At 60.8% G+C, this 20,171-nt stretch carries 24 protein-coding genes; 18 read left to right on the top strand and 6 right to left on the bottom strand.

The features are described from left to right. Window positions 1-322: 322 nt before the first annotated feature. Entirely contained in the window at window positions 323-586 is a 264-nt protein-coding gene (gene rpsT, locus DFR46_RS01540; RefSeq protein WP_116234855.1) for a 30S ribosomal protein S20, read from the bottom strand. Window positions 587-693: 107 nt separating this feature from the next. After that, a complete protein-coding gene (gene mutM, locus DFR46_RS01535) occupies window positions 694-1,503 on the bottom strand; it encodes a bifunctional DNA-formamidopyrimidine glycosylase/DNA-(apurinic or apyrimidinic site) lyase (RefSeq protein ID WP_116234854.1) in 810 nt (269 codons plus the stop codon). A 78-nt stretch (window positions 1,504-1,581) separates the two neighbouring features. On the opposite strand from mutM, the gene DFR46_RS01530 reads away from it, so the two are divergent. The 8 genes from DFR46_RS01530 to DFR46_RS01495 are packed head-to-tail and all read left to right on the top strand — an operon-like array spanning window position 1,582 to window position 7,887. After that, window positions 1,582-2,316 carry a class I SAM-dependent methyltransferase gene (locus tag DFR46_RS01530; protein WP_116234853.1) on the top strand — a complete coding sequence of 245 codons (735 nt, stop codon included), beginning with the start codon at window positions 1,582-1,584 and terminating at the stop codon, window positions 2,314-2,316. Beyond that, window positions 2,313-3,845 (top strand): 2-polyprenylphenol 6-hydroxylase, encoded by a 1,533-nt coding sequence (ubiB, locus tag DFR46_RS01525; RefSeq protein ID WP_116234852.1) that lies wholly within the window; start codon window positions 2,313-2,315, stop codon window positions 3,843-3,845. The genes DFR46_RS01530 and ubiB overlap by 4 nt, the downstream gene beginning before the upstream one ends. Then, window positions 3,836-4,684, top strand: coding sequence for a class I SAM-dependent methyltransferase (locus DFR46_RS01520; RefSeq protein ID WP_116234851.1), 849 nt, complete (start codon window positions 3,836-3,838; stop codon window positions 4,682-4,684). Before ubiB ends, DFR46_RS01520 begins: the two co-directional genes overlap by 10 nt. Before the next feature lie 37 nt (window positions 4,685-4,721). Beyond that, window positions 4,722-5,921, top strand: a complete 1,200-nt coding sequence (coaBC, locus tag DFR46_RS01515; RefSeq protein ID WP_116234850.1) for a bifunctional phosphopantothenoylcysteine decarboxylase/phosphopantothenate--cysteine ligase CoaBC — start codon at window positions 4,722-4,724, stop codon at window positions 5,919-5,921. Continuing rightward, entirely contained in the window at window positions 5,908-6,357 is a 450-nt protein-coding gene (gene dut / locus DFR46_RS01510) for a dUTP diphosphatase (protein WP_116234849.1), read from the top strand. Before coaBC ends, dut begins: the two co-directional genes overlap by 14 nt. Window positions 6,358-6,367: 10 nt before the next feature. Further along, window positions 6,368-7,120, top strand: coding sequence for a HesA/MoeB/ThiF family protein (locus DFR46_RS01505; RefSeq protein WP_116237084.1), 753 nt, complete (start codon window positions 6,368-6,370; stop codon window positions 7,118-7,120). Next, a complete protein-coding gene (locus DFR46_RS01500; RefSeq protein WP_245953596.1) occupies window positions 7,099-7,470 on the top strand; it encodes a DsrE family protein in 372 nt (123 codons plus the stop codon). The genes DFR46_RS01505 and DFR46_RS01500 overlap by 22 nt, the downstream gene beginning before the upstream one ends. Before the next feature lie 12 nt (window positions 7,471-7,482). Continuing rightward, window positions 7,483-7,887 carry an MAPEG family protein gene (locus tag DFR46_RS01495; RefSeq protein ID WP_116234848.1) on the top strand — a complete coding sequence of 135 codons (405 nt, stop codon included), beginning with the start codon at window positions 7,483-7,485 and terminating at the stop codon, window positions 7,885-7,887. Between the two features lie 4 nt (window positions 7,888-7,891). Here the strand turns inward: DFR46_RS01495 and topA are convergent, their stop codons facing one another. From topA to plsY, 3 genes are all read right to left on the bottom strand, one after another. After that, entirely contained in the window at window positions 7,892-10,450 is a 2,559-nt protein-coding gene (topA, locus tag DFR46_RS01490) for a type I DNA topoisomerase (protein ID WP_116234847.1), read from the bottom strand. Between the two features lie 71 nt (window positions 10,451-10,521). Further along, window positions 10,522-11,616 (bottom strand): DNA-processing protein DprA, encoded by a 1,095-nt coding sequence (gene dprA, locus DFR46_RS01485; RefSeq protein WP_116234846.1) that lies wholly within the window; start codon window positions 11,614-11,616, stop codon window positions 10,522-10,524. Then, complete coding sequence (plsY, locus tag DFR46_RS01480) at window positions 11,609-12,205, bottom strand: glycerol-3-phosphate 1-O-acyltransferase PlsY (protein WP_116234845.1); 597 nt, start codon at window positions 12,203-12,205, stop codon at window positions 11,609-11,611. The genes dprA and plsY overlap by 8 nt, the downstream gene beginning before the upstream one ends. A 148-nt stretch (window positions 12,206-12,353) precedes the next feature. On the opposite strand from plsY, the gene murI reads away from it, so the two are divergent. The 8 genes from murI to DFR46_RS01440 all read left to right on the top strand — a co-directional run bounded on the left by murI (window position 12,354) and on the right by DFR46_RS01440 (window position 18,516). After that, a complete protein-coding gene (gene murI, locus DFR46_RS01475) occupies window positions 12,354-13,157 on the top strand; it encodes a glutamate racemase (protein WP_425453075.1) in 804 nt (267 codons plus the stop codon). Between the two features lie 104 nt (window positions 13,158-13,261). Continuing rightward, entirely contained in the window at window positions 13,262-14,476 is a 1,215-nt protein-coding gene (gene hemA, locus DFR46_RS01470) for a 5-aminolevulinate synthase (RefSeq protein ID WP_116234843.1), read from the top strand. Window positions 14,477-14,480: 4 nt separating this feature from the next. Then, a complete protein-coding gene (locus DFR46_RS01465) occupies window positions 14,481-14,759 on the top strand; it encodes a YdeI/OmpD-associated family protein (protein WP_116234842.1) in 279 nt (92 codons plus the stop codon). 26 nt (window positions 14,760-14,785) lie between these two features. Then, window positions 14,786-15,463 (top strand): nitroreductase, encoded by a 678-nt coding sequence (locus DFR46_RS01460; RefSeq protein ID WP_116234841.1) that lies wholly within the window; start codon window positions 14,786-14,788, stop codon window positions 15,461-15,463. A 103-nt stretch (window positions 15,464-15,566) separates the two neighbouring features. Beyond that, window positions 15,567-16,025, top strand: coding sequence for a ribose 5-phosphate isomerase B (gene rpiB, locus DFR46_RS01455; RefSeq protein ID WP_116237083.1), 459 nt, complete (start codon window positions 15,567-15,569; stop codon window positions 16,023-16,025). Continuing rightward, entirely contained in the window at window positions 16,022-17,335 is a 1,314-nt protein-coding gene (glyA, locus tag DFR46_RS01450; RefSeq protein WP_116234840.1) for a serine hydroxymethyltransferase, read from the top strand. Before rpiB ends, glyA begins: the two co-directional genes overlap by 4 nt. Next, a complete protein-coding gene (nrdR, locus tag DFR46_RS01445; RefSeq protein ID WP_116234839.1) occupies window positions 17,336-17,797 on the top strand; it encodes a transcriptional regulator NrdR in 462 nt (153 codons plus the stop codon). It begins immediately after the preceding gene. Next, window positions 17,794-18,516 (top strand): RNA methyltransferase, encoded by a 723-nt coding sequence (locus tag DFR46_RS01440; protein WP_116234838.1) that lies wholly within the window; start codon window positions 17,794-17,796, stop codon window positions 18,514-18,516. Before nrdR ends, DFR46_RS01440 begins: the two co-directional genes overlap by 4 nt. Here DFR46_RS01440 and DFR46_RS01435 read toward each other — a convergent pair. Beyond that, window positions 18,513-19,121, bottom strand: coding sequence for a TetR/AcrR family transcriptional regulator (locus DFR46_RS01435; RefSeq protein ID WP_116237082.1), 609 nt, complete (start codon window positions 19,119-19,121; stop codon window positions 18,513-18,515). The genes DFR46_RS01440 and DFR46_RS01435 overlap by 4 nt on opposite strands. A gap of 118 nt (window positions 19,122-19,239) precedes the next feature. On the opposite strand from DFR46_RS01435, the gene DFR46_RS01430 reads away from it, so the two are divergent. After that, window positions 19,240-19,557 (top strand): YciI family protein, encoded by a 318-nt coding sequence (locus tag DFR46_RS01430; RefSeq protein WP_116234837.1) that lies wholly within the window; start codon window positions 19,240-19,242, stop codon window positions 19,555-19,557. A gap of 30 nt (window positions 19,558-19,587) precedes the next feature. After that, entirely contained in the window at window positions 19,588-20,169 is a 582-nt protein-coding gene (locus DFR46_RS01425) for a dihydrofolate reductase family protein (protein ID WP_116234836.1), read from the top strand. Window positions 20,170-20,171 lie beyond the last annotated feature (2 nt).

Below are 20,171 nucleotides of genomic sequence, written 5' to 3'. Positions count from 1 at the left end.
CATCGCACTTTCCACTGGCGACTGTACCGGTCGGGAAGAATCGCTACCGACCGGGAGACTGTTTGATGAATTGTTAACGCGCCCAAAGCAAGGGGGCTGGCCGTCAAAAAAATGAAATAAATGGGGTTGACACGCAGAGTAGCCAATCCTGCCTAAATGACTGTTAAATCATTGATTTTTAACGGTAAATATTTAGGTTTGCCTGTGGGCAACTTGGGGGCGCATCATGCGACTCGTTGAATTTCCAGTGTAACTAATCTGAAAAATATTTCCGAGTTCGAGCGGATGACCGCAGGGCCGCTTCGTGTACCGAAGCGACCTCTTATTTCAGCGCGGCGACGCGCTTGGACAGACGCGAAAGCTTCCGCGATGCTGTATTCTTGTGGAAAATTCCCTTGGAAACACCGCGGGCCAGTTCAGGTTGCATGGCCTGAAGCGCATCGGTCGCTTCCTTCTTGTCGCCAGCTTCGACAGCTGTTTCGACCTTCTTGATGAAGCTGCGAATCCGGCTCACCCGATTCGTGTTCACAACTGCGCGCCGGTCATTGCGGCGAATACGTTTTTTGGCCTGTGGCGTGTTGGCCATAATAAACCTCGATCATGTCAAAATAAAAAAGGCGCAGCACCCGCCGCACCGAAAGCGGATGCCAACTAGCTATCGCAGCGGCTCAGGTCAAGGGCGCAGCGCAGATTTCACCTCTGGCATTGGGGGCAATAAAAGGTGGATCTGCCGCCATCGACACGGCGGCGGATTCTCCCGCCGCATCCGCAGAGCTCGCCCTCCCGGCCATAGGCTCGCCAGCTTTTGAAGAAATAGCCAAGCTCTCCATCGGGCTGCGCATAATCGCGCAGGCTTGATCCGCCCGCTTCAATCGCCGCGGCGATGATTTCACGGACGGACGCAACCAGTCGGCCCAGTCTGACGCCGCCAATACGGTTCCCCTTCGTCCCTGGTGCAATCCGCGCCTGGTGCAGAGCTTCGCAAACATAGATATTGCCGAGACCCGCCACGATCCGCTGATCGAGCAGCAACGCCTTCACAGGGCCGGATCGCCCCTCAAAAACCCGGGCCAGATAGTCGGCGGTGAACTCGGGGCCCAGCGGTTCCGGGCCCAGAGCCGCGAAAACCGGATAGTCGGGCAGCAATGAAGTCTCGACCAAATCGACAGACCCGAACCGCCTTGGATCGTTCAGCGCGACGGTTCGACTCGGCGTTTGCAGGATGAGATGGTCATGCTTGTCGAACCCATCCGGATCGAGACGCCAGCGGCCCGACATGCCGAGATGAAAAATCATCGTGTCGCCGCGATCGGTGTCGATAAGTCCATATTTTGCACGCCGCCCAAGCCCGGTAATGACGGCACCCGTCATACGCTGCCGGAGATCCGGCGGCATGGGGCGCCGTAGATCGGGCCGCTTCGGCTCCACGGATACCAGCCTCTGGCCAAGCAGGGCGGGCTCCAGACCGCGCACGGTCGTCTCGACTTCTGGAAGTTCCGGCATGACATTGGTGCTAAGATGCGTTTGCGGGCACGGCAAGGCTTGGCTAGAGCAGCAACCCTTCCCATCTGGCGGACAGGCATGAACGAAGAAAACGTCTCTTTTGGCTATGAGGACATAGCTCCCGAGGAAAAGACCTCCCGCGTCGGCGGCGTCTTTTCCAATGTGGCATCCAGCTACGACCTGATGAACGATGCAATGTCGGGCGGGATGCACCGGCTATGGAAAGACCGATTCGTCCGGCGGGTGAAGCCGCGCGCGAGCGAGGCGATATTGGATATGGCTGGAGGAACCGGCGACATCGCCTTTCGCCTGGCGAAATCCGGCGCCGCGATCACGGTCGCCGATATCAATGCTGAAATGCTGCAGGTTGGCATGGAGCGCGCGGAAAAACGCAAGATTGCCGGACTGGTCTGGGCACAGGAGAATGCTGAGGAGCTGGGCTTCGCAGACAATAGCTTTGATGCCTATACGATCGCGTTCGGTATCCGCAACGTGACGCACATCCAGAAGGCGCTCGAAGAAGCGCACCGCGTTCTGAAACGCGGCGGCCGCTTTTTCTGCCTCGAATTTTCAACGACCCTGTGGCCCGGCTTTGCCGAAGCCTATGACCTCTATTCGCACAAGCTGGTGCCGAAGATCGGCCAGGCGCTGGCCAAGGATGAAGACAGCTATCGCTACCTTATCGAATCGATTCGGCGCTTCCCCGATATGCCCACCTTCAAAGCGATGATCGAAGACGCCGGTTTCGTGCAATGCAAGGTGGAGCCGATGCTGGGCGGTCTCGTCGCAATCCATAGCGGCTACCGGATTTGACCCGCCCCAGAACGCATATCTGGCGGCTCTTGAAATGGGGCCGAACGCTGGCGCGGCATGGAGCGCTCAGCGGCATCGAGCGCGATCCTCTCACGCCGCCGCAGGTTCGGCGTATGATACGGCTGGCGCGTTTTGGCGCCCGGGTCCCCAAACAACCGGCCTATGCAGACGCTTTCCAGGCGATCGGCCCCGCCGCTATCAAACTTGGCCAGACGCTGGCAACGCGCCCCGATCTCGTCGGTGACGAGGCGACGCATGATCTGATGCGCTTGCAGGATCGGTTGCCGCCGATTCCCTTTTCGCGGATCGAAGAGGCCATTGCACAGTCTTTCGACCGACCGACGGACGAGCTGTTTTCGAGCATCGATCCGAAGCCCGTCGGCGCGGCATCGATCGCGCAGGTCCACAGGGCCGTGACCAGCGAAGGAAAAACCGTGGCGATCAAGGTGCTGCGCCCGGGCATCGAAAAAGAATTTTCGCGCGATATCGAAACCTATGAATGGGCGGCTGCCCAGGTCGAGGCGATGGGCGGCGAGCTGGCACGCCTGCGTCCACGGCTGACGATCGAGACGTTCAAACGATGGACGGCCCGCGAACTCGATCTCAGGCGCGAGGCGGCATCGGCTTCGGAACTTGCCGAGGGCATGCAGGCCGAGCCCGATTTCGTCGTTCCCGAGATCGACTGGCAGCGCACCGGTGGGCGCGTGATGACCCTTGAATGGTTTGACGGGATCAGAATTTCCGATCGCGAAGCGCTGGATGCAGCCGGCCATGATCGCAAGACGCTTGCGACCACACTCGTCCGCGCCTTTCTTCGCCAGGCGATTTCGGAAGGGTTTTTCCATGCTGACTTGCATCAGGGAAATCTATTCGTCCTGCCCGATGGCAAGATCGGCGCAATCGATTTCGGCATCATGGGGCGGGTTAATCGCCAGGCCCGGTTGTGGCTGGCCGAAATTCTCTACGGGCTTATCACCGGCAATTACCGCCGCGTCGCGGAGATCCATTTCGAGGCCGGCTATGTGCCCCCGCATCATGATGTCGCCGAATTTGCCACCGCGCTGCGCGCGGTCGGCGAACCGATCCGCGGACTGCCCGTGAAAGACATCTCTATCGGCCAGATGCTGGATGGGCTCTTCGGCATCACGCGAGATTTCGACATGCAGACCCAGCCCCATTTGCTTCTCCTCCAGAAGACCATGGTGATGGTCGAAGGCGTGGCGACAAGCCTCGATCCCGACATCAACATGTGGGAAACCGCCAAGCCCTTTGTCGGTGAATGGCTTCGAAGCGAACTGGGTCCGGAAGCCGCGATGGCGGACAAGCTCAGGGAAGATGTCCGCACATTGCTGCGGCTGCCCGAACTCGTCAGACGGCTCGAAGCAGAGATTCCCAACCGGGGTGCCGCTCCGCCCGCCCCGCCTTTGTCGGATGTCGAATTGATAACATTCGGAAATGGCTGGAAATATTGGCTGGTCGCACTATTGGGCACTGGCCTTGGAGCAATTGGGAGTTGGTATTGGCTATAGTCGCTAAACTGCGAGAACATTTTCGCAAAAAACCGAATCGACCGCAACGCCCCGACGCCGACGGCGTAACCTATCGCCCCCTTCGGCCTCTGGACGAACGGATCGAGGGCTGGCGCGTCGTCATCGAGGATGGTCGCCAGCGCGCTATGTATGATCGGGTCGCCGCATCAATCGATCGCTCCGCCTATGCGGCGCTGCAGGAGAAATACCGTTCGGAGATCGAGGCAGCCGACGAACTGGCGGTCACCAAATATCTCGATCTTGCGCCCTGGTTCATGATCCATTCCCGGCTCGCCCGGATACTGAATATCGATACCCGGCCCAAATGTTCGATCCTCGATATCGGGGCCGGCGGCGGACAGTTTCTCACCATCGCCAAAACCTATGGACATGACGTGCTCGCTTTCGACAGGCCCGATCCCGCGGTCTATGGCGACCTGCTCGCGCTCAGCGGTATTCCCCGGATCGAAGGCGGTGTGATGCTCGGCGAGCCGCTGCCCGACTCCATCGGCCGCTTCGATCTGATCATGATCAACGGCCAGGTTTTCGACGTTTTCCCCAAGAGTGGCGGCAAACGCTGGACGGTCGCCGAATGGGCGTCTTTCCTCGAATATCTGACCGCAACGCACATGGAATATCCGGCGACCCTGTTCGTCGGGCTCAACAAATCGGCTGGCCCGACCGGCGTTGAGGATTTTCTCTGGCCGCTTGTCGATCTGGCCGAGCAACATGGCGCAACCGTCGAGCGCAAACGGGCGACGATGCACTACGACCTCGCCGAGCCGCTGGAGTTCGAAGAGGTCTCAAAACAGCCCTGGCTCACTCTCGGCAAAGCATGACTCGACAAAACGCTCACCGAACCGCACATTTCCGGCCATGAACGGGAAGCGCATCTTGCTCGTGATCGGCGGCGGAATTGCCGCTTATAAGGCCAGCGAGCTGATCCGACTGATCCGCAAGGCGGGCGGCGACGTAACATGCGTACTCACCGAGGGCGGTGCGCAGTTCGTGACGCCCATGACGCTCGCCGCGCTCTCCGAAGCGCAGGTTTATACGAGCCTGTGGGACCTCAAGAACGAAACCGAGATGGGGCATATCCAGCTTTCACGCGAGGCCGACCTGATCGTCATTTGCCCGGCCACTGCCGACCTCATCGCGAAAATGGCCGCCGGCATCGCCGATGATCTGGCGACCACGATGCTGCTGGCGACAGACACGCAGGTGATGGCCGTTCCCGCCATGAATGTGCGCATGTGGGAGCATGAGGCGACGAAACGCAATGTGGCGCAAATTCGCAAAAACGGCGTCGTCGTGCTCAACCCGGACGAAGGCGCGATGGCCTGCGGAGAATATGGCGAAGGCCGCCTGCCCGAACCCGATGCCGTTTTCGCCGAGATCGAGGACCGGCTGAGCAGCGCTGCACCGAAACGCAGCCAGTCGCTGGCGGGCAAACGGATCGTCATCACGGCTGGCCCGACCCATGAGCCGATCGATCCGGTTCGCTATATCGCCAACCGCTCTTCGGGACGTCAGGGTTATGCGATTGCCGGAGCGCTGGCTAGGCTGGGCGCCGATGTGGAGCTGATTTCCGGCCCCGTCTCGCTGGAAACGCCGCGCGGCGTCAAACGGATCGATGTCGAAACCGCACTCGAAATGGAAGCTGCAGTAAACCGGACGCTGCCGGCCGATGTAGCGATTCTGGTTGCCGCAGTGGCCGACTGGCGCGCTGAAGCCTCACCGCGCAAGATCAAAAAAGGCGAAACTGGCGGGCCTCCCGAACTTAATCTCACCGAGAACCCGGACATTCTCGCCGGGCTTGCCACCCATGACCAGCGCCCTGCCCTGTTGATCGGTTTTGCTGCCGAAACCGACAAGGTTGTCGGCCACGCCAAAGCCAAGCTGGACCGCAAGGGCTGCGACTGGATCGTTGCCAACGATGTGTCGGGTGACGTTATGGGCGGCACCGAAAACAGTATCCACCTCATCACCGCCAACGGAGTCGAAAGCTGGGAACAGATGCCCAAGCGCGAAGTCGCCCGCAGGCTCGCAGAAAGAATCGTCGATGCAATTGTCTGAAATCACCATCCGCATGAAACGCCTGCCGCATGGAGATGGCCTGCCAATGCCGGCCTATGCCAGCGCCGGGGCGGCTGGAATGGATATCGTGGCGGCGGAAGATTTCACACTGGAACCCGGCGAACGCATGGCCGTGCCCAGCGGCTTCGCCATTGCAATTCCCGAGGGCTATGAAGTGCAGGTCCGGCCGCGATCCGGCCTCGCTTTCAAACATGGCGTCACCTGTCTCAACACGCCCGGGACCATCGACAGCGACTATCGCGGCGAAGTGAAGGTCATCCTCGCCAATCTCGGTAGCGTTCCCTTCTCCGCCCTGCGCGGCGAGCGCATCGCCCAGCTCGTTCCCGCAGCCGTTCAGCGCGCCGCGATGACCGAGGTGGAAGAGCTGGACGACACCGCACGGGGCTCCGGCGGGTTTGGTTCCACCGGGCGCTGATGTCGGGCCCGTGACCCTCACCGACGGCCAGCTTGAGCGCTATGCGCGCCATATCGTCCTCAAGGAGATTGGCGGAAGCGGACAGAAGAAGCTGCTCGATGCGACGGTCGCCATTGTCGGTGCAGGCGGCATCGGTTCGCCGCTAATCCAGTATCTGGCGGCAGCGGGCGTGGGGCGTTTACGGATTGTCGATGATGACGAAGTCGCGCTTTCCAACCTTCAGCGCCAGACACTGTTCGGCACGGCGGATATCGCCCAATCCAAGGTCGAACGCGCTGCAAGGGCCGTTGCGCGCCAGAATCCGGATGTGATTGTCGAGACGCTGGACCAGCGCCTGGGTGCGACCAATATCGATGGTTTTCTGGAAAACGTCGATGTGGTGGTCGATGGATCGGATAACTTCGCCACGCGGCTGCTCGTAGCGGACGAGGCCTGTCACGGGCATGTTCCGCTTGTCTCCGCCGCTATCGGACAGTTTGAGGGGCAACTCGCCCTGTTCAGGGGCTGGGAAGACGGCAAACCCTGTTATCGATGTTTCGTGGGCGCGGATCCCGACCAGCCCGACACGAGCTGCGCCGACCAGGGCGTATTGGGCGCGCTTGCCGGGATCATGGGCAGCATGGCCGCGATGGAAACCATTCGCCAGATCACCGGCTTCGGCGAGGACAGCGCCGGCAAGCTCCTGCTGTTCGACGCACTCAGCCTCAGAAGCCGGACGCTGACGCTCCCCAAGGACCCTGGATGCCCGACATGCGCGGCCTGACCGTCATCCTTACCGGCACCGATCCGGAACGCTTCCATGCGGCTCTCTCGGTCGCTGCAGCCCATGCCGCGACGGGCGCGAGCACGCAGATATTCCTTGAAGGTCGGGCTGTTGTCTTGCTTGCCGAGCGCTCCCCGGCACCCGGCGATGGAGACCGCCATGCCAATGGCCTGCCCACACTCGCCGAAATGCGGGAGGAAGCTACCCACCTCGGCGTCCGGCTGATTGCTTGTCAGGGCGGCATGGCGCTGGCAGGATTGGTGATCGACGCGCTCGGCCCGAATGTGGAAGCGGGCGGCCTTGTCGGACTGATGACGCGCCTTGGCGATGACAGGCTCGTCACGCTTTAGGGGAGATATGCCATGACATTACCCGTTACCGCCGCACTGGCCGCCGCGATGGGCGCGCTCCTTCTGCTGCTCGCAATCGATACGGTAAGGCAGCGTTTCCGGACCAGCACTGCACATGGTCTTAGCGAGGATCAAAGGCTGACGAGCGCTTCCCGCTCGCACGGCAATCTCGCCGAACACGCGCCGATCGTCATCATCCTGGTAGGCCTGCTGGAACTGAGCCAGGCCAATCATATGGGGCTCATGATCGTTTCGGGCGTGTTTATCCTGGGCCGCATGCTGCACATCCATGGGCTCTACAATCCCAAGGAAGGCGGACCACCCCTAACCCGTGCGCTGGGTGTGATCCTCACATGGATTGTCCTCGCCGCGCTCATCGGCTGGACGCTCTGGTTGTTAAAGGGCCATCTCGGCTAGCAGCCTAGGATTCTTCATTCGCGGCTGGCCTTTTCTTGGCTGCGGGCTTCTTCTTCGCCGGTGCTTTTTTCTTCTTGGCCGGAGCCTTGCGCTTTTTCTTCGCCGGGCCCTTGGCCGCGCGTTCGTCGATCAGCTGGGCCGCTTCCTCCAGTGTGAGGTCGTCCTTGTCGACCGTTTTGGGGATCGTCGCATTGGTCGTCCCATCAGTGACATAGGGGCCGTAGCGGCCATCCATAAGCTTGATTTCTTCCTCGGTGCGCGGATGCTTGCCGAGGATCTTGAGCGGCTCGCGCGCACCGCGACCACGCCCGCCCTTGGTTTTCGCTTCGGCGATTTTAACCACCGCGGCATTCATACCGATTTCGAACACTTCCTCGGTCGTATCGAGCTTCGCATATTTGCCGTCATGACGCAGATAGGGGCCATAGCGCCCGATCGCGGCCTCGATTTCCTTGCCCGTTTCGGGATGTTCGCCAACAATGCGCGGCAGGGATAACAGTTTGATCGCCATTTCTAGGTCGACATCGGCGCGGGCCACATCCTTGGGGATCGATGCACGCTTGGGCTTTTCGCCCTCGCCTTGACCCATTTCGACATAGGGGCCGAAACGGCCCGTCTTGAATTCGATATCCTGATCAGTTTCTGGATACTTGCCCAGAACCTCGTCCTCGCCCTGATCGGGCTGATCACCGCCCCGCTGCCCGAACTGGCGCGTATATTTGCATTCCGGATAGTTGGCGCAGGCAATGAACGCGCCAAAGCGCCCGCCGCGCAGTGCAAGCTGGCCTTCTTCGCAGCGCGGGCAGAGGCGCGGATCGGTGCCATCTTCCTTTTCGGGGAAGAGCAAGGGTTCGAGAAACTTGTCGAGCTCGGCCGTGATGTCTGACGGCTTCTGCTCCATCACCTCATCGGTCTTGGGTTTGAAATCCTGCCAGAAGGCCTTGAGAATTTCCTGCCACTGCGCGCGGCCACCGGAAATGTCATCGAGCTCTTCTTCGAGCCCCGCCGTGAAGTCATAGCTTACATAGCGTTCGAAAAACCGTTCCAGAAACGATGTGACAAGACGGCCGCTTTCCTCTGGAAAGAAACGATTTTTGTCGACACGCACATATTCCCGGGTCTTCAGCGTCTGCAGGATGGACGCATAGGTGGAAGGACGGCCAATGCCCAATTCCTCCATTTTCTTGACCAGACTGGCTTCAGAATAGCGCGGCGGCGGCTGGGTGAAATGCTGCTCCGCATCGACGCTCTTTTTCGCCGGGGCGTCGCCCTGGCTCATCATCGGCAGCAGCTTGGATTCGTCATCGCCATCGTCGTCACGACCTTCGGTATAGAGCGCCATGAAGCCGGGGAATTTTACGACCTGACCGGTTGCCCTCAGCGCGGTCTGGCCGGTGCCCTCTTCCATTTCCACGGTTGTGCGCTCAAGCCTCGCGGAAGCCATCTGGCTTGCGAGCGCGCGCTTGAAGACGAGCTCATACAGCCGCGCATGATCGCCGCCGCCCACCTTGTCGCGCGAAAAATCGGTCGGCCGGATCGCCTCATGCGCTTCCTGCGCATTTTTCGCCTTGGTTTTGTACATGCGCGGCTGATCCGGGACATAGCTGGCATCGTAACGGTTCGCGATAGCACCGCGTGCCGCCGAAATCGCAGAGCCATCCATCTGCACACCGTCAGTACGCATATAGGTAATCGCGCCGTCCTCGTAGAGCTGCTGCGCGATCCGCATCGTGTGGCTCGCCGCAAAACCGAGCTTGCGCGCTGCCTCCTGTTGCATTGTCGACGTCGTGAACGGCGGCGGCGGATTGCGGGTAAGCGGTTTCGTTTCGACCGACACGATTTTGAACAGCCCGGTCTCGACTTCGGTCTTGGCCGACATCGCATCGCCTTCGCTGCCGATCGTCAGCCGCTCGATCTTGTCCCCGCGCCAGCGCACGAGTCGGGCCGTGAACTCCGTGCCGTCCTGCTCCATCTGGGCAGCGATCGACCAATATTCCTGGGGCTTGAACGCTTCGATCTCACGCTCTCGCTCGACAACCAGCTTGAGCGCGACAGACTGCACCCGACCAGCGGATTTCGCGCCGGGAAGCTTGCGCCAAAGCACCGGGGAAAGTGTGAAACCGACGAGATAATCGAGCGCACGGCGCGCGCGATAGGCGTCGACCAGATCGTGATCGAGGTCGCGCGGATGGGCGATGGCGTCCAACACGGCTGCCTTGGTGATCGCATTGAACGCGACCCGTTCGACCCTGGCCGGGAGCGCCTTGCGCTTCTGGAGAACCTCCTGAACATGCCAGCTGATCGCTTCGCCCTCACGGTCAGGGTCAGTCGCGAGGATCAATTCATCGGCTTCCTTCGCCGCGTCCGTGATCGCCTTGAGCTGTTTGGTCTTGTCGCCATAGTTCTGCCACTTCATCGCGAAACCGTCTTCAGGATCGACCGACCCGTCCTTGGGCGGCAGATCGCGAACATGGCCATAGGATGCAAGGACGCGGTAATCGCCGCCAAGATATTTTTCGATGGTCTTCGCCTTGGCTGGCGACTCAACAACTACAAGTTTCATAAGGCTGGCGATTATCTCCGTTCAGGCGGGGCTCTCATACGCGCACGAGGATGCGATGCAAATCGCGTTCGTCAAGCGGGATCTGAAAGACTCACCTTTCCGCCGGCATGCCGTTCCAGCCTTCCGGCCAGTTCCAGCTCCAACAAAATCGTCTGTACAGTGGCGGATGCGACAGCCGATTCCCGGATCAGCTCATCCACGGGAACCGGAACCGGCCCGAGCAGTTCCGTAACCGTTTCGCGCTGCTTTGCCTCCACATCGGACGATATGGGCTCCTGCCTGAAGGGTGTTTCGGGCTCTTGGGTCCTGGAAATATCGAACGGCTGCAATGCGCCCAGCACATCCTCGGCATTCTGGATCAGCGTTGCCCCGTCCCGGATCAGCTGATTGCAGCCCTGCGCCCGCGGATCGAGCGGGGATCCGGGGACAGCCATAACTTCCCGGCCGAACTCATTGGCTTGCCGGGCCGTAATCAGCGATCCGGATTTCGGCGCGGCCTCGACCACGATCGTTCCCATGCCGAGCCCGGCAATGATACGGTTCCGATAGGGGAAATGCCGCGCCTTGGGTTCGCTGCCGGGCGGCTGTTCCGCGATCAGCAGGCCGCGTTCGGCGATATCCTGTTGCAAGGCTTCGTTCTCGGGCGGGTAATGGACATCGATACCGCCGGCGATCACAGCAATCGTTCCGCTGTCGATCGCACCCTTATGCGCCGCCGTGTCTATACCGCGCGCCAGACCGGACACCACCACATAGCCTTCCGCGCCCAGCTTATGGGCCAGCTCGCGAGCAAAGCGGCGCGCGGCCGCAGAGGCGTTACGGGCGCCCACCATCGCAACCAGCGGCTTGCCCAGCAGGCTCAAATCCCCTCTCACTATCAATGCAGGGGGTGCGGTCTGTATCTGGGCCAGAGCGGGCGGATAGGGCCGCTCATGCAGGAAGATATAGCTGCCCCCCAACCGCTCGACCGCCGCCATCTCGGCCTCTATCGTCCGGGGGTCGGCCAGCTTCGGCGCCCTGCCCCCGCCACGCCGCGCGAGGTCGGGGATGGCATCCAGCGCCGCCTCCGCCGTGCCGAACCGCGCAAGCAGCTGAGCATAGGTGACCGGACCTATGTTACGCGACCGGGCCAGCCGAAGCCTGGCCAGATGGCGCGCTTCAGCCATTTTTCGAACCACCCACTTTGGGTTCTTCGCCGCGGACCAGCCGCCCGATATTGCTGCGATGCTTCCAGGTCACGAGCAGGGCGACGGCCGCGAACAGGAACATCAGCACGACTTCGCCGCGCCAGAAAGCCGCAACCGGCAAGGCCAGCGCCGCGCTCAGCCCGCCAAGCGACGAGTAGCGAAACAGCGCAACCATGCCGAGCCACACCAGCGCGAAGACCAGCAGATATGTCCAGCCAAACGCAAGCGCGATGCCCAGCAGTGTCGCGACGCCCTTGCCGCCCCGGAATGCCAGCCAGACGGGATAGCAATGGCCGACAAAAGCCCCGAGCGCCGCCAGCCGCATCATCTGTTCCGGATCGCCGCCCAATCGGGGCGCGAGTGTCACCGCGAGAAACCCCTTGGCCACATCCAGCAACAAGGTGGCGGCCGCCAGGCTCTTGCGGCCCGTTCTCAGCACATTGGTTGCGCCGATATTACCGGAACCGATAGCGCGCAGATCCCCGGCTCCCGCCGCGCGGGTCAACAGCAGCCCGAACGGCACCGAGCCGAACAGATAGCCGAGCAACAGCGCTAGGGCCGGAGCCAACCAGAGCGGGATTTCGAAAATGGCGAACCTCTCCTGTTTCCTGTCTCACGGTAATAGCGTCCCTGCCCGGCGCTGCAATCGTATCGGGACAATCGCTCGTACAGCATCGGCGGTCCATTGCGAGGGCGCGCCGCAGGCCATAAGGGACATGCCCATGCATGACGCGCGCCCCCTGCTGCTTCTCGACACCGGAGTCGGCGGACTTTCGATTCTCGGCCCGATCCGGAAATTGCTGCCGAACGCGCCCATTGCCTATGCTCTCGATCAGGCCGGGTTTCCGTATGGCAAGAAGTCGGAAACCGAGCTGGCGGCCCGTGTGCCTGCGCTGCTGGGGCGGCTGGCCGAGCATGTCGATGCCCGCCTTGCAGTTATTGCGTGCAACACCGCATCGGTAATCGCGCTCGATCCCGTACGCGCTGCGCTCGCCATCCCGATTGTCGGAACCGTACCGGCGATCAAACCCGCCGCAGCGATTTCGAAATCCCGTGTGATCGGCGTGCTGGGAACAGCAGGAACGGTGCGGCAGCCCTATGTCGACAATCTGTCGCGCGATTTCGCCGGCGACTGCACCGTCATTCGTTTCGGCACCCATGACCTGGTCGAGCTGGCGGAGAAAAAACTGCGGGGTCAATCGTCTCCGGCCGAAGCCTATCAAGCGATCCTCGATGGATTGTTCAGCCAGCCGCGCGGAACCGAGATCGACACCATCGTTCTGGCCTGCACGCATTTTCCGCTGGTCGAGGAGGAACTTGCCGAAGCGGCCAACCGGCCGATAACCTTCGTGCATGGCGGAGATGGCATAGCCCGCCGGGTCGCCCATCTGACGACAGGGCAAACCTGGCCGGAAGACCCCGTCCCCGGCAGGGCGATTTTCATCACGGATGGCAGCGATCCGGAGCGACTGCGCCCGGGCCTTGAGCAATATGGACTGGAGACATTTGAGACACTCTAGGCTTATTGCGAGTCGTTCGCGCTGGAAATGGCCAATTCCACCAACTACATGGACCTCAATCCAAATACCGGGCCGAATGCCGGACCAAATATCGGGGAAGATTCTTGGACTATCAGCGCGTATTTTCGAAAGCCATCGAACGGCTCCACGAAGAGGGCCGCTACCGCGTCTTCATCGATATTCTCCGCAACAAGGGCGCTTTCCCCAATGCCCGCTGCTTTGCCGGTCATAACGGCCCGAAACCGATTACCGTCTGGTGTTCGAACGACTATCTGTCGATGGGCCAGCACCCCAAGGTTATCGAAGCGATGGAAGAGGCGCTGCACGATGTCGGCGCCGGCTCCGGCGGCACCCGCAACATCGGCGGCAACACCCATTATCATATTGCGCTCGAGAACGAGCTTGCCGACCTGCATGGCAAGGAAGGCGCGTTGCTCTTCACGTCCGGCTATATTTCCAACGAAGCGACGCTGACGACGCTCGGCAAGGTGCTGCCGGGCTGTGTGGTTTTCTCCGACGAGCTCAACCATGCCTCGATGATTGCGGGCATCCGCAATGCTGGCTGCGAAAAGCATGTCTGGCGGCACAATGATCTGGCCCATCTGGAAGAGTTGCTGGAGGCGACCGACCCGGAAACGCCGAAACTGATTGCCTTTGAAAGCGTGTATTCGATGGATGGCGATGTCGCGCCAATCGCCGAAATTTGCGACCTTGCCGACAAGTATAACGCCCTCACCTATTGCGACGAAGTTCATGCGGTTGGCATGTACGGCGAGCATGGGGGCGGCATCACCGAGCGCGACGAAGTGGCCGAGCGCGTGACGATCATCGAAGGCACGCTGGCCAAGGCAATCGGCGTGATGGGCGGCTATATCGCAGCCGACAAGATGATCGTCGATGTGATTCGCAGCTATGCGCCGGGGTTCATCTTCACGACCAGCCTCTCGCCCGTCCTCGTTGCAGGGGCGCTGGCCAGCGTCCGGCATCTCAAAGGATCAAGCGAAGAGCGCCACGGCCAACAGGCGTCTGCTGCGCGGCTCAAGGCGATGTTCGCGGAATCGGGTCTGCCGGTCATGGATTCGACGACCCATATCGTGCCGCTGATGGTCGGCGATCCCGTAAAGGCCAAGAGGATCAGCGATATCCTGCTCGCGGAATATGGCGTTTATGTGCAGCCCATCAACTATCCGACCGTGCCGCGCGGAACGGAGCGGCTGCGCTTCACACCGGGCCCTACCCATACGCCGGAAATGATGCGCGAGCTGACCACCGCCCTGGTCGAGATCTGGGATCGGATGGAATTGCGGCTGGCTGCCTAGCGCCGTGGTGAGCCCCGCATCCAAAGATTTCAGGCACAAGACGCCGACCGATCTTCGGGCGATTCTCGATAGCGACAGCGCATTGCGCGATAAGTGGGAAAGCCTGACAGCGCTCGCCCGTAACGAGTGGATCTGCTGGATGACTTCTGGAAAGAAGGCAGAAACACGCGACAAGCGCCTTACCCGCCTCCAACAGGATATCGGCGCCGGCGAGCGCCGACCATGCTGCTGGCCGGGATGCCCCCATCGCAGGGAGTCAGCGCGAAAATGGATCAAACCCTAAACAGTCGCCAGCAAGAGAAGAACCGCATGACCTACGACGCCGTTGTCCGTGAACGAAAAAGTACCCGGGGTTTTCTCGACAAGCCCGTTCCGCGCGAGCTGGTCACGGAAATCATCGAACTCGCCTGCCGTGCGCCCTCCAGCTTCAACAACCAGTGCTGGAATTTTTCCGTTGTAACCGGCGAGCCGCTCAATGCGATCCGCACAGGCAACACCGAAGGCATCCTTGCGGGCAAACCGGACAGCCGGGAATTCCGGACCTTTACCACGGTCCCGGACGAGCATCGCGGCCGACAGATCGAGATTGCCAAACAGCTATTCGGAGCGATGGGCATCGAACGCGATGACAAGGAAGCCCGGCAGGATTGGGTGCTGCGCGGCTTTCGTCAGTTCGATGCGCCCGTTTCCATCGTTGTTACCTATGACAAGGTGCTTCTGGGATCGGATATAGCCCCGTTCGATTGCGGCGCGGTCACAAATGCACTGGTCAATGCCGCCTGGTCGCGCGGCCTGGGCTGCGTGATCAACAGCCAGGGTATCATGCAATCGCCGGTTGTACGCGAACATGCGAATATTCCCGACGATCAGGTCATCATGATCTGCGTGGCGATGGGCTGGCCCGACCCGGATTTCCCGGCCAATGCCGTCTATTCCCACCGCAAGCCGCTCGACGAAACGGTCCGGTTTGTCGGCTTCGAGGACTAGAAGAAAAACAGACGGCCGGGAAATGTGGAAAAAACCACAATGGGTGGTGGCGGAAACATACCATCCCGCCTAAATAAGCCTCGCACCGCCCATGGAGGCCATCATGCCCTATAGCATCGCCATCGCATCGGATCATGCCGCACTGGACCTGAAGGCCGCTCTCTTCGCCTGGCTCGAAGAGCAGGGCCATGCGATCAAGGATCTTGGGCCTTACTCCTCTGATTCCGTCGACTATCCCGATTATGGCTATGCGCTGGCCGAAGCGGTTGCCTCCGATCATATCGATTTTGGCGTGGCGCTTTGCGGATCAGGAATCGGCATTTCCATAGCGGTGAATCGCAACCCGGCCTGCCGCTGCGCCCTTGTTTCGGACAATCTGTCCGCCCGGCTTTCGCGCGAGCATAACGACGCAAATGTTATCGCGATGGGCGCGCGCCTGATCGGTATCGAAACCGCCAAGGATTGCCTTGCCGCTTTTCTCTCCACAGATTTCGGCGGCGACCGCCACCAGCGCCGCGTCGACAAACTCTCGAATCCAGCTCCCGCAAAGGAACCCGCATGAGCACCAACCCTGCCAATCTCAACGATGTTCAGCCAGACGGCTTTTTTTCCGACCGGGTCGCCGCGACCGACCCCGATGTCGCCGATGCGCTGAAGGCAGAGCTCACCCGCCAACAGAAACAGATCGAACTGATAGCCTCTGAAAATATCGTCTCGAAAGCTGTGCTTGAGGCGCAGGGCTCGGTGCTGACCAACAAATATGCGGAAGGCTATCCGGGCCGCCGCTACTATCAGGGCTGCGCACCTTCCGATTCCGTCGAAACGCTGGCAATCGAACGGGCAAAACAGCTTTTCGGATGCGGCTTTGCCAATGTTCAGCCCCATTCGGGAGCACAGGCCAATGGTGCCGTGATGCTCGCCCTGCTTACCCCCGGCGATACCATTCTCGGCATGTCGCTCGATGCCGGCGGCCATCTGACGCATGGCGCGAGGCCCGCGCAATCGGGCAAATGGTTCAACGCAATTCAATATGGCGTGAAGGAAGACACCCACCTGATCGACTATGACCAGGTTGAGGCGCTAGCCAAGGAACACCAGCCCAAACTCATCATCGCGGGCGGCTCTGCCTATCCGCGGATTATCGATTTCGCCCGCTTCCGCGAGATCGCGGACATGGTCGGTGCCTATCTGATGGTCGATATGGCGCATTTCGCCGGTTTGGTCGCAGCGGGCGTCCACCCGACGCCGTTCGGTCACGCGCATGTCGTGACCACGACAACGCACAAAACGCTGCGCGGACCGCGTGGCGGCATGGTGCTGACCGATGACGAAGGGATTGCCAAAAAGATCAACTCGGCCGTCTTCCCTGGCCTGCAAGGTGGCCCGCTGATGCATGTGATCGCGGCCAAGGCCGTGGCTTTCGGCGAAGCGCTTCGCCCCGAATTCAAAACCTATGCCGCCGCGATTGTCGAAAACGCCAAGATACTGGCGAGCACGCTCAAGGAGCGCGGCGCCGACTTGGTTGCCGGCGGCACCGACACCCATGTGGCTCTGATCGACCTGCGCCCGCTGGAGGTTACCGGCCGGGACGCTGATGAAGCGCTCGAACGCGCCGGCATTACCTGCAACAAGAACGGCATTCCCTTCGATCCCCTGCCCCCGGCGAAGACCAGCGGCATCCGGGTTGGATCGCCGGCCGGCACAACGCGCGGCTTCGGCCCAGCCGAATTCCGCGAGATCGGCGATATGGTCGCCGATGTGCTCGAAGGTCTGCGCGACAAGGGCGAAAGCGGCGATCCGGCCGTCGAAGCTGCGGTCAAGCAACGTGTCGAAGCGCTGTGCGCGCGCTTCCCAATCTACCCGGAACTTTAGATGCGCTGTCCTTTCTGTGCGCATGACAGCAGCCAGGTAAAGGACAGCCGGCCGACCGAAGACGGCGCGACGATCCGGCGGAGGCGCCAGTGCGAAAGCTGCGCCGCTCGCTTCACGACGTTCGAACGGATTCAGCTCCGCGAGTTAACGGTGGTTAAGAGCGAGGACCGGCGTGAGCCCTTTTCCCGCGACAAGCTCCACACATCGGTAACGCTCGCCTGCCGAAAACGGGGCGTCGGTACCGAACAGATCGACCAGCTTGTTTCGGGAATCCAGCGCCAGCTCGAAACCAGCGGCGAAACCGAAATTGCGTCCAAAACCATAGGCCGGATGGTGATGGAGGGCCTACAGCAACTCGACAGCGTCGCTTATATCCGTTTCGCCAGCGTCTATAAGGATTTTCGCGAAGCCAAGGATTTCGAGGATTTCGCCGGGACCGTAAAGGACTTGTTCGAGGAGTGAGCGACACTAGCGCCCTGCCCCCGAAAATCGTTCTGGTCCGCCCGCAGCTTGGAGAGAATATCGGCAAGGCGGCACGCGCTATGCTCAATTTCGGGTTGACCGAAATGCGGATCGTCGCCCCGCGCGATGGTTGGCCGAATGAGAGCTCGATCCCCGCCGCATCGGGCGCCGACAGCGTTATCGAAAATGCGCAACTGTTCGATACCGTCGCCGGGGCGGTTTCGGATTGCAGCCATGTCTACGCGACTACGGTGCGTAAACGCGGCGTCACCAAGCCGGTAATGACGCCCGCCGAGGCTAGCGAGACAATCCATGCACTTGATGCCCCTTCGGCCATCCTCTTCGGACCCGAACGTTCCGGTCTCGATGCGGACGATGTCGCGCTGGCGGGCACTATCGTCACCGTGCCCGTCAATGCAGCCTTCAGCTCGCTCAACCTTGCCCAAGCGGTCATCCTGATGGCCTATGAATGGTCCAAAGGCGTGGAACTGGCGGTGCCAACGGAAACAGACATCCTGCCGCCAGCTTCCCAGCTCGAACTGGAGGGCCTCATCGCTCATCTCGAAACCGCGCTCGAACCGACCGGCTATTTCTTCCCGCCGGACCGCGAGCCGACAACCCGGCGCAATTTACGGACAGTCATCACCAAGGCCGGCTGGACGGGACCCGACATTTCAGCGATGCGCGGCGTAGTCTCCGCACTCCAAAAGAAGCGCTAGCCCCCGACATCTTCATCTGCGCGACCGGCCATCGCCATCGCGGTTTTATAGGCCGACAAGCGAACCTCTTCGGCAAGGTCGGAATCGGGCAATGTCCGCGCCAGTACCATGCCGCCGATGCACAATGCCGCAAGCGATAATGCCGCTTCCCGCGCCTTGCCTGAAGACGGCCGCACACCGCCTTCGAAGAGCCCAACCATCGCGGTCAGCAATTCCTGATATGAGGTGCGGACCTGGGGGTTGGCCCGCGCGATATCGGATGGCAGCGCGATCATCGGGCACTGCCCGTCGAGATCGCCCAGATGGTCGGCGGAGAGATAACCGGCGATCATCCGCCTCGCCATATCCGGCCCAGGTTTGGTTGGATCGACCCCCGCATCCCCGCGCCACTGTGCACCGCGCCCCATAAGAAAGCTCGATACAGCCGCGGCGTACAATGCCTCCTTGCTGTCGAAATGATTGTAGAAACCGCCACGCGTAAGCCCGGCGGCACGCATGACCATGTCAATCGTCACATCCTCGAAGCCGTGCCGATTGAACAGGATACGTGCCGCCTCGACGATCTTCGCCCGCGTTTCGCGTTTATGCTCTGGACTATAGGGCATGATGCTCATCCTTCGAACGCAACAATAGCAGGTGTGAAAATATGTTCTTTAACATATTTAGATTGTCGCCATACGCCCCCTCAACGGTGATTCATACATTCGCAACGGAGAAACCATCATGTCGAAATTTGTATTGGCCTATCATACCGGTCCGGACTTCAACCCGCCGGCAGACGGCCCCAAGCATATGGAAGAATGGAAAGCCTGGATGGCGGGACTCGGCGACAAGGCCGTCGACCCCGGTATCGCCGTTGGACCGTCGAAAACGGTCGCGCCCGACGGAGTGACCGATGGCGGCGGCCCGAACCCGCTTGCCGGCTATACCGTCGTCGAGGCGGACTCCATGGAAGCAGCCGTCGAAATCGCCAAGGCTTGCCCGCATATCGACCTCGGCGGCACTATCGAAGTCGCGCCGGACATGGAATTGCCGATGTAGGCCAATATTCCGGGTGAGCAGGAGGCACTTATGCGCAAACTGGCAATACTCACCTTCGTGACTCTGGACGGCGTGATGCAAGCGCCGTCCAGCTCGGACGAAGATCGCTCCGGCGGGTTCACTCAGGGCGGCTGGGCGCAGAGTCATTGGGACGAAGTCATGGCGCAGGTCGCCGTGGAAGCCATGCACGATCCCTATGAGCTGCTTCTGGGACGCAAGACGTACGAGCTTTTTGCGCCCCACTGGTCGACCGCGCCGCAAGATCAAGAACCCGGCGCGATGCTGAACGAAGCGGTCAAACATGTCGTCACGTCACACGCCCATGAGCTGCGCTGGAACAATTCCCGCCCCCTGACAGGCGATGTCGGCGAAGCGGTATCTCGTCTGAAATCGGAGAACGGCCCACTGATACAGGTTCATGGAAGCTGGCAGCTGATCCAGACGCTGCTCGCGCATGATCTGATCGACGAATTCCGGCTTTGGGTTTTTCCGATCGTTCTGGGTTCAGGAAAACGCCTATTCGAAAACAGCGCTCAACTGCAAAAACTGAAGCTCGTCAAAATGAGTGGGACGCCGAATGGCGTTGTCATGCAAATCTATCGGCGTGTCTGACT

The sequence above is a fragment of the Parasphingopyxis lamellibrachiae genome, assembly GCF_003385775.1.
Classification (GTDB): Bacteria; Pseudomonadota; Alphaproteobacteria; order Sphingomonadales; family Sphingomonadaceae; genus Parasphingopyxis; species Parasphingopyxis lamellibrachiae.
The sequence above is the reverse complement of the archived record's forward strand: the minus strand, read 5'-3'. Positions and strand labels throughout refer to the sequence as shown.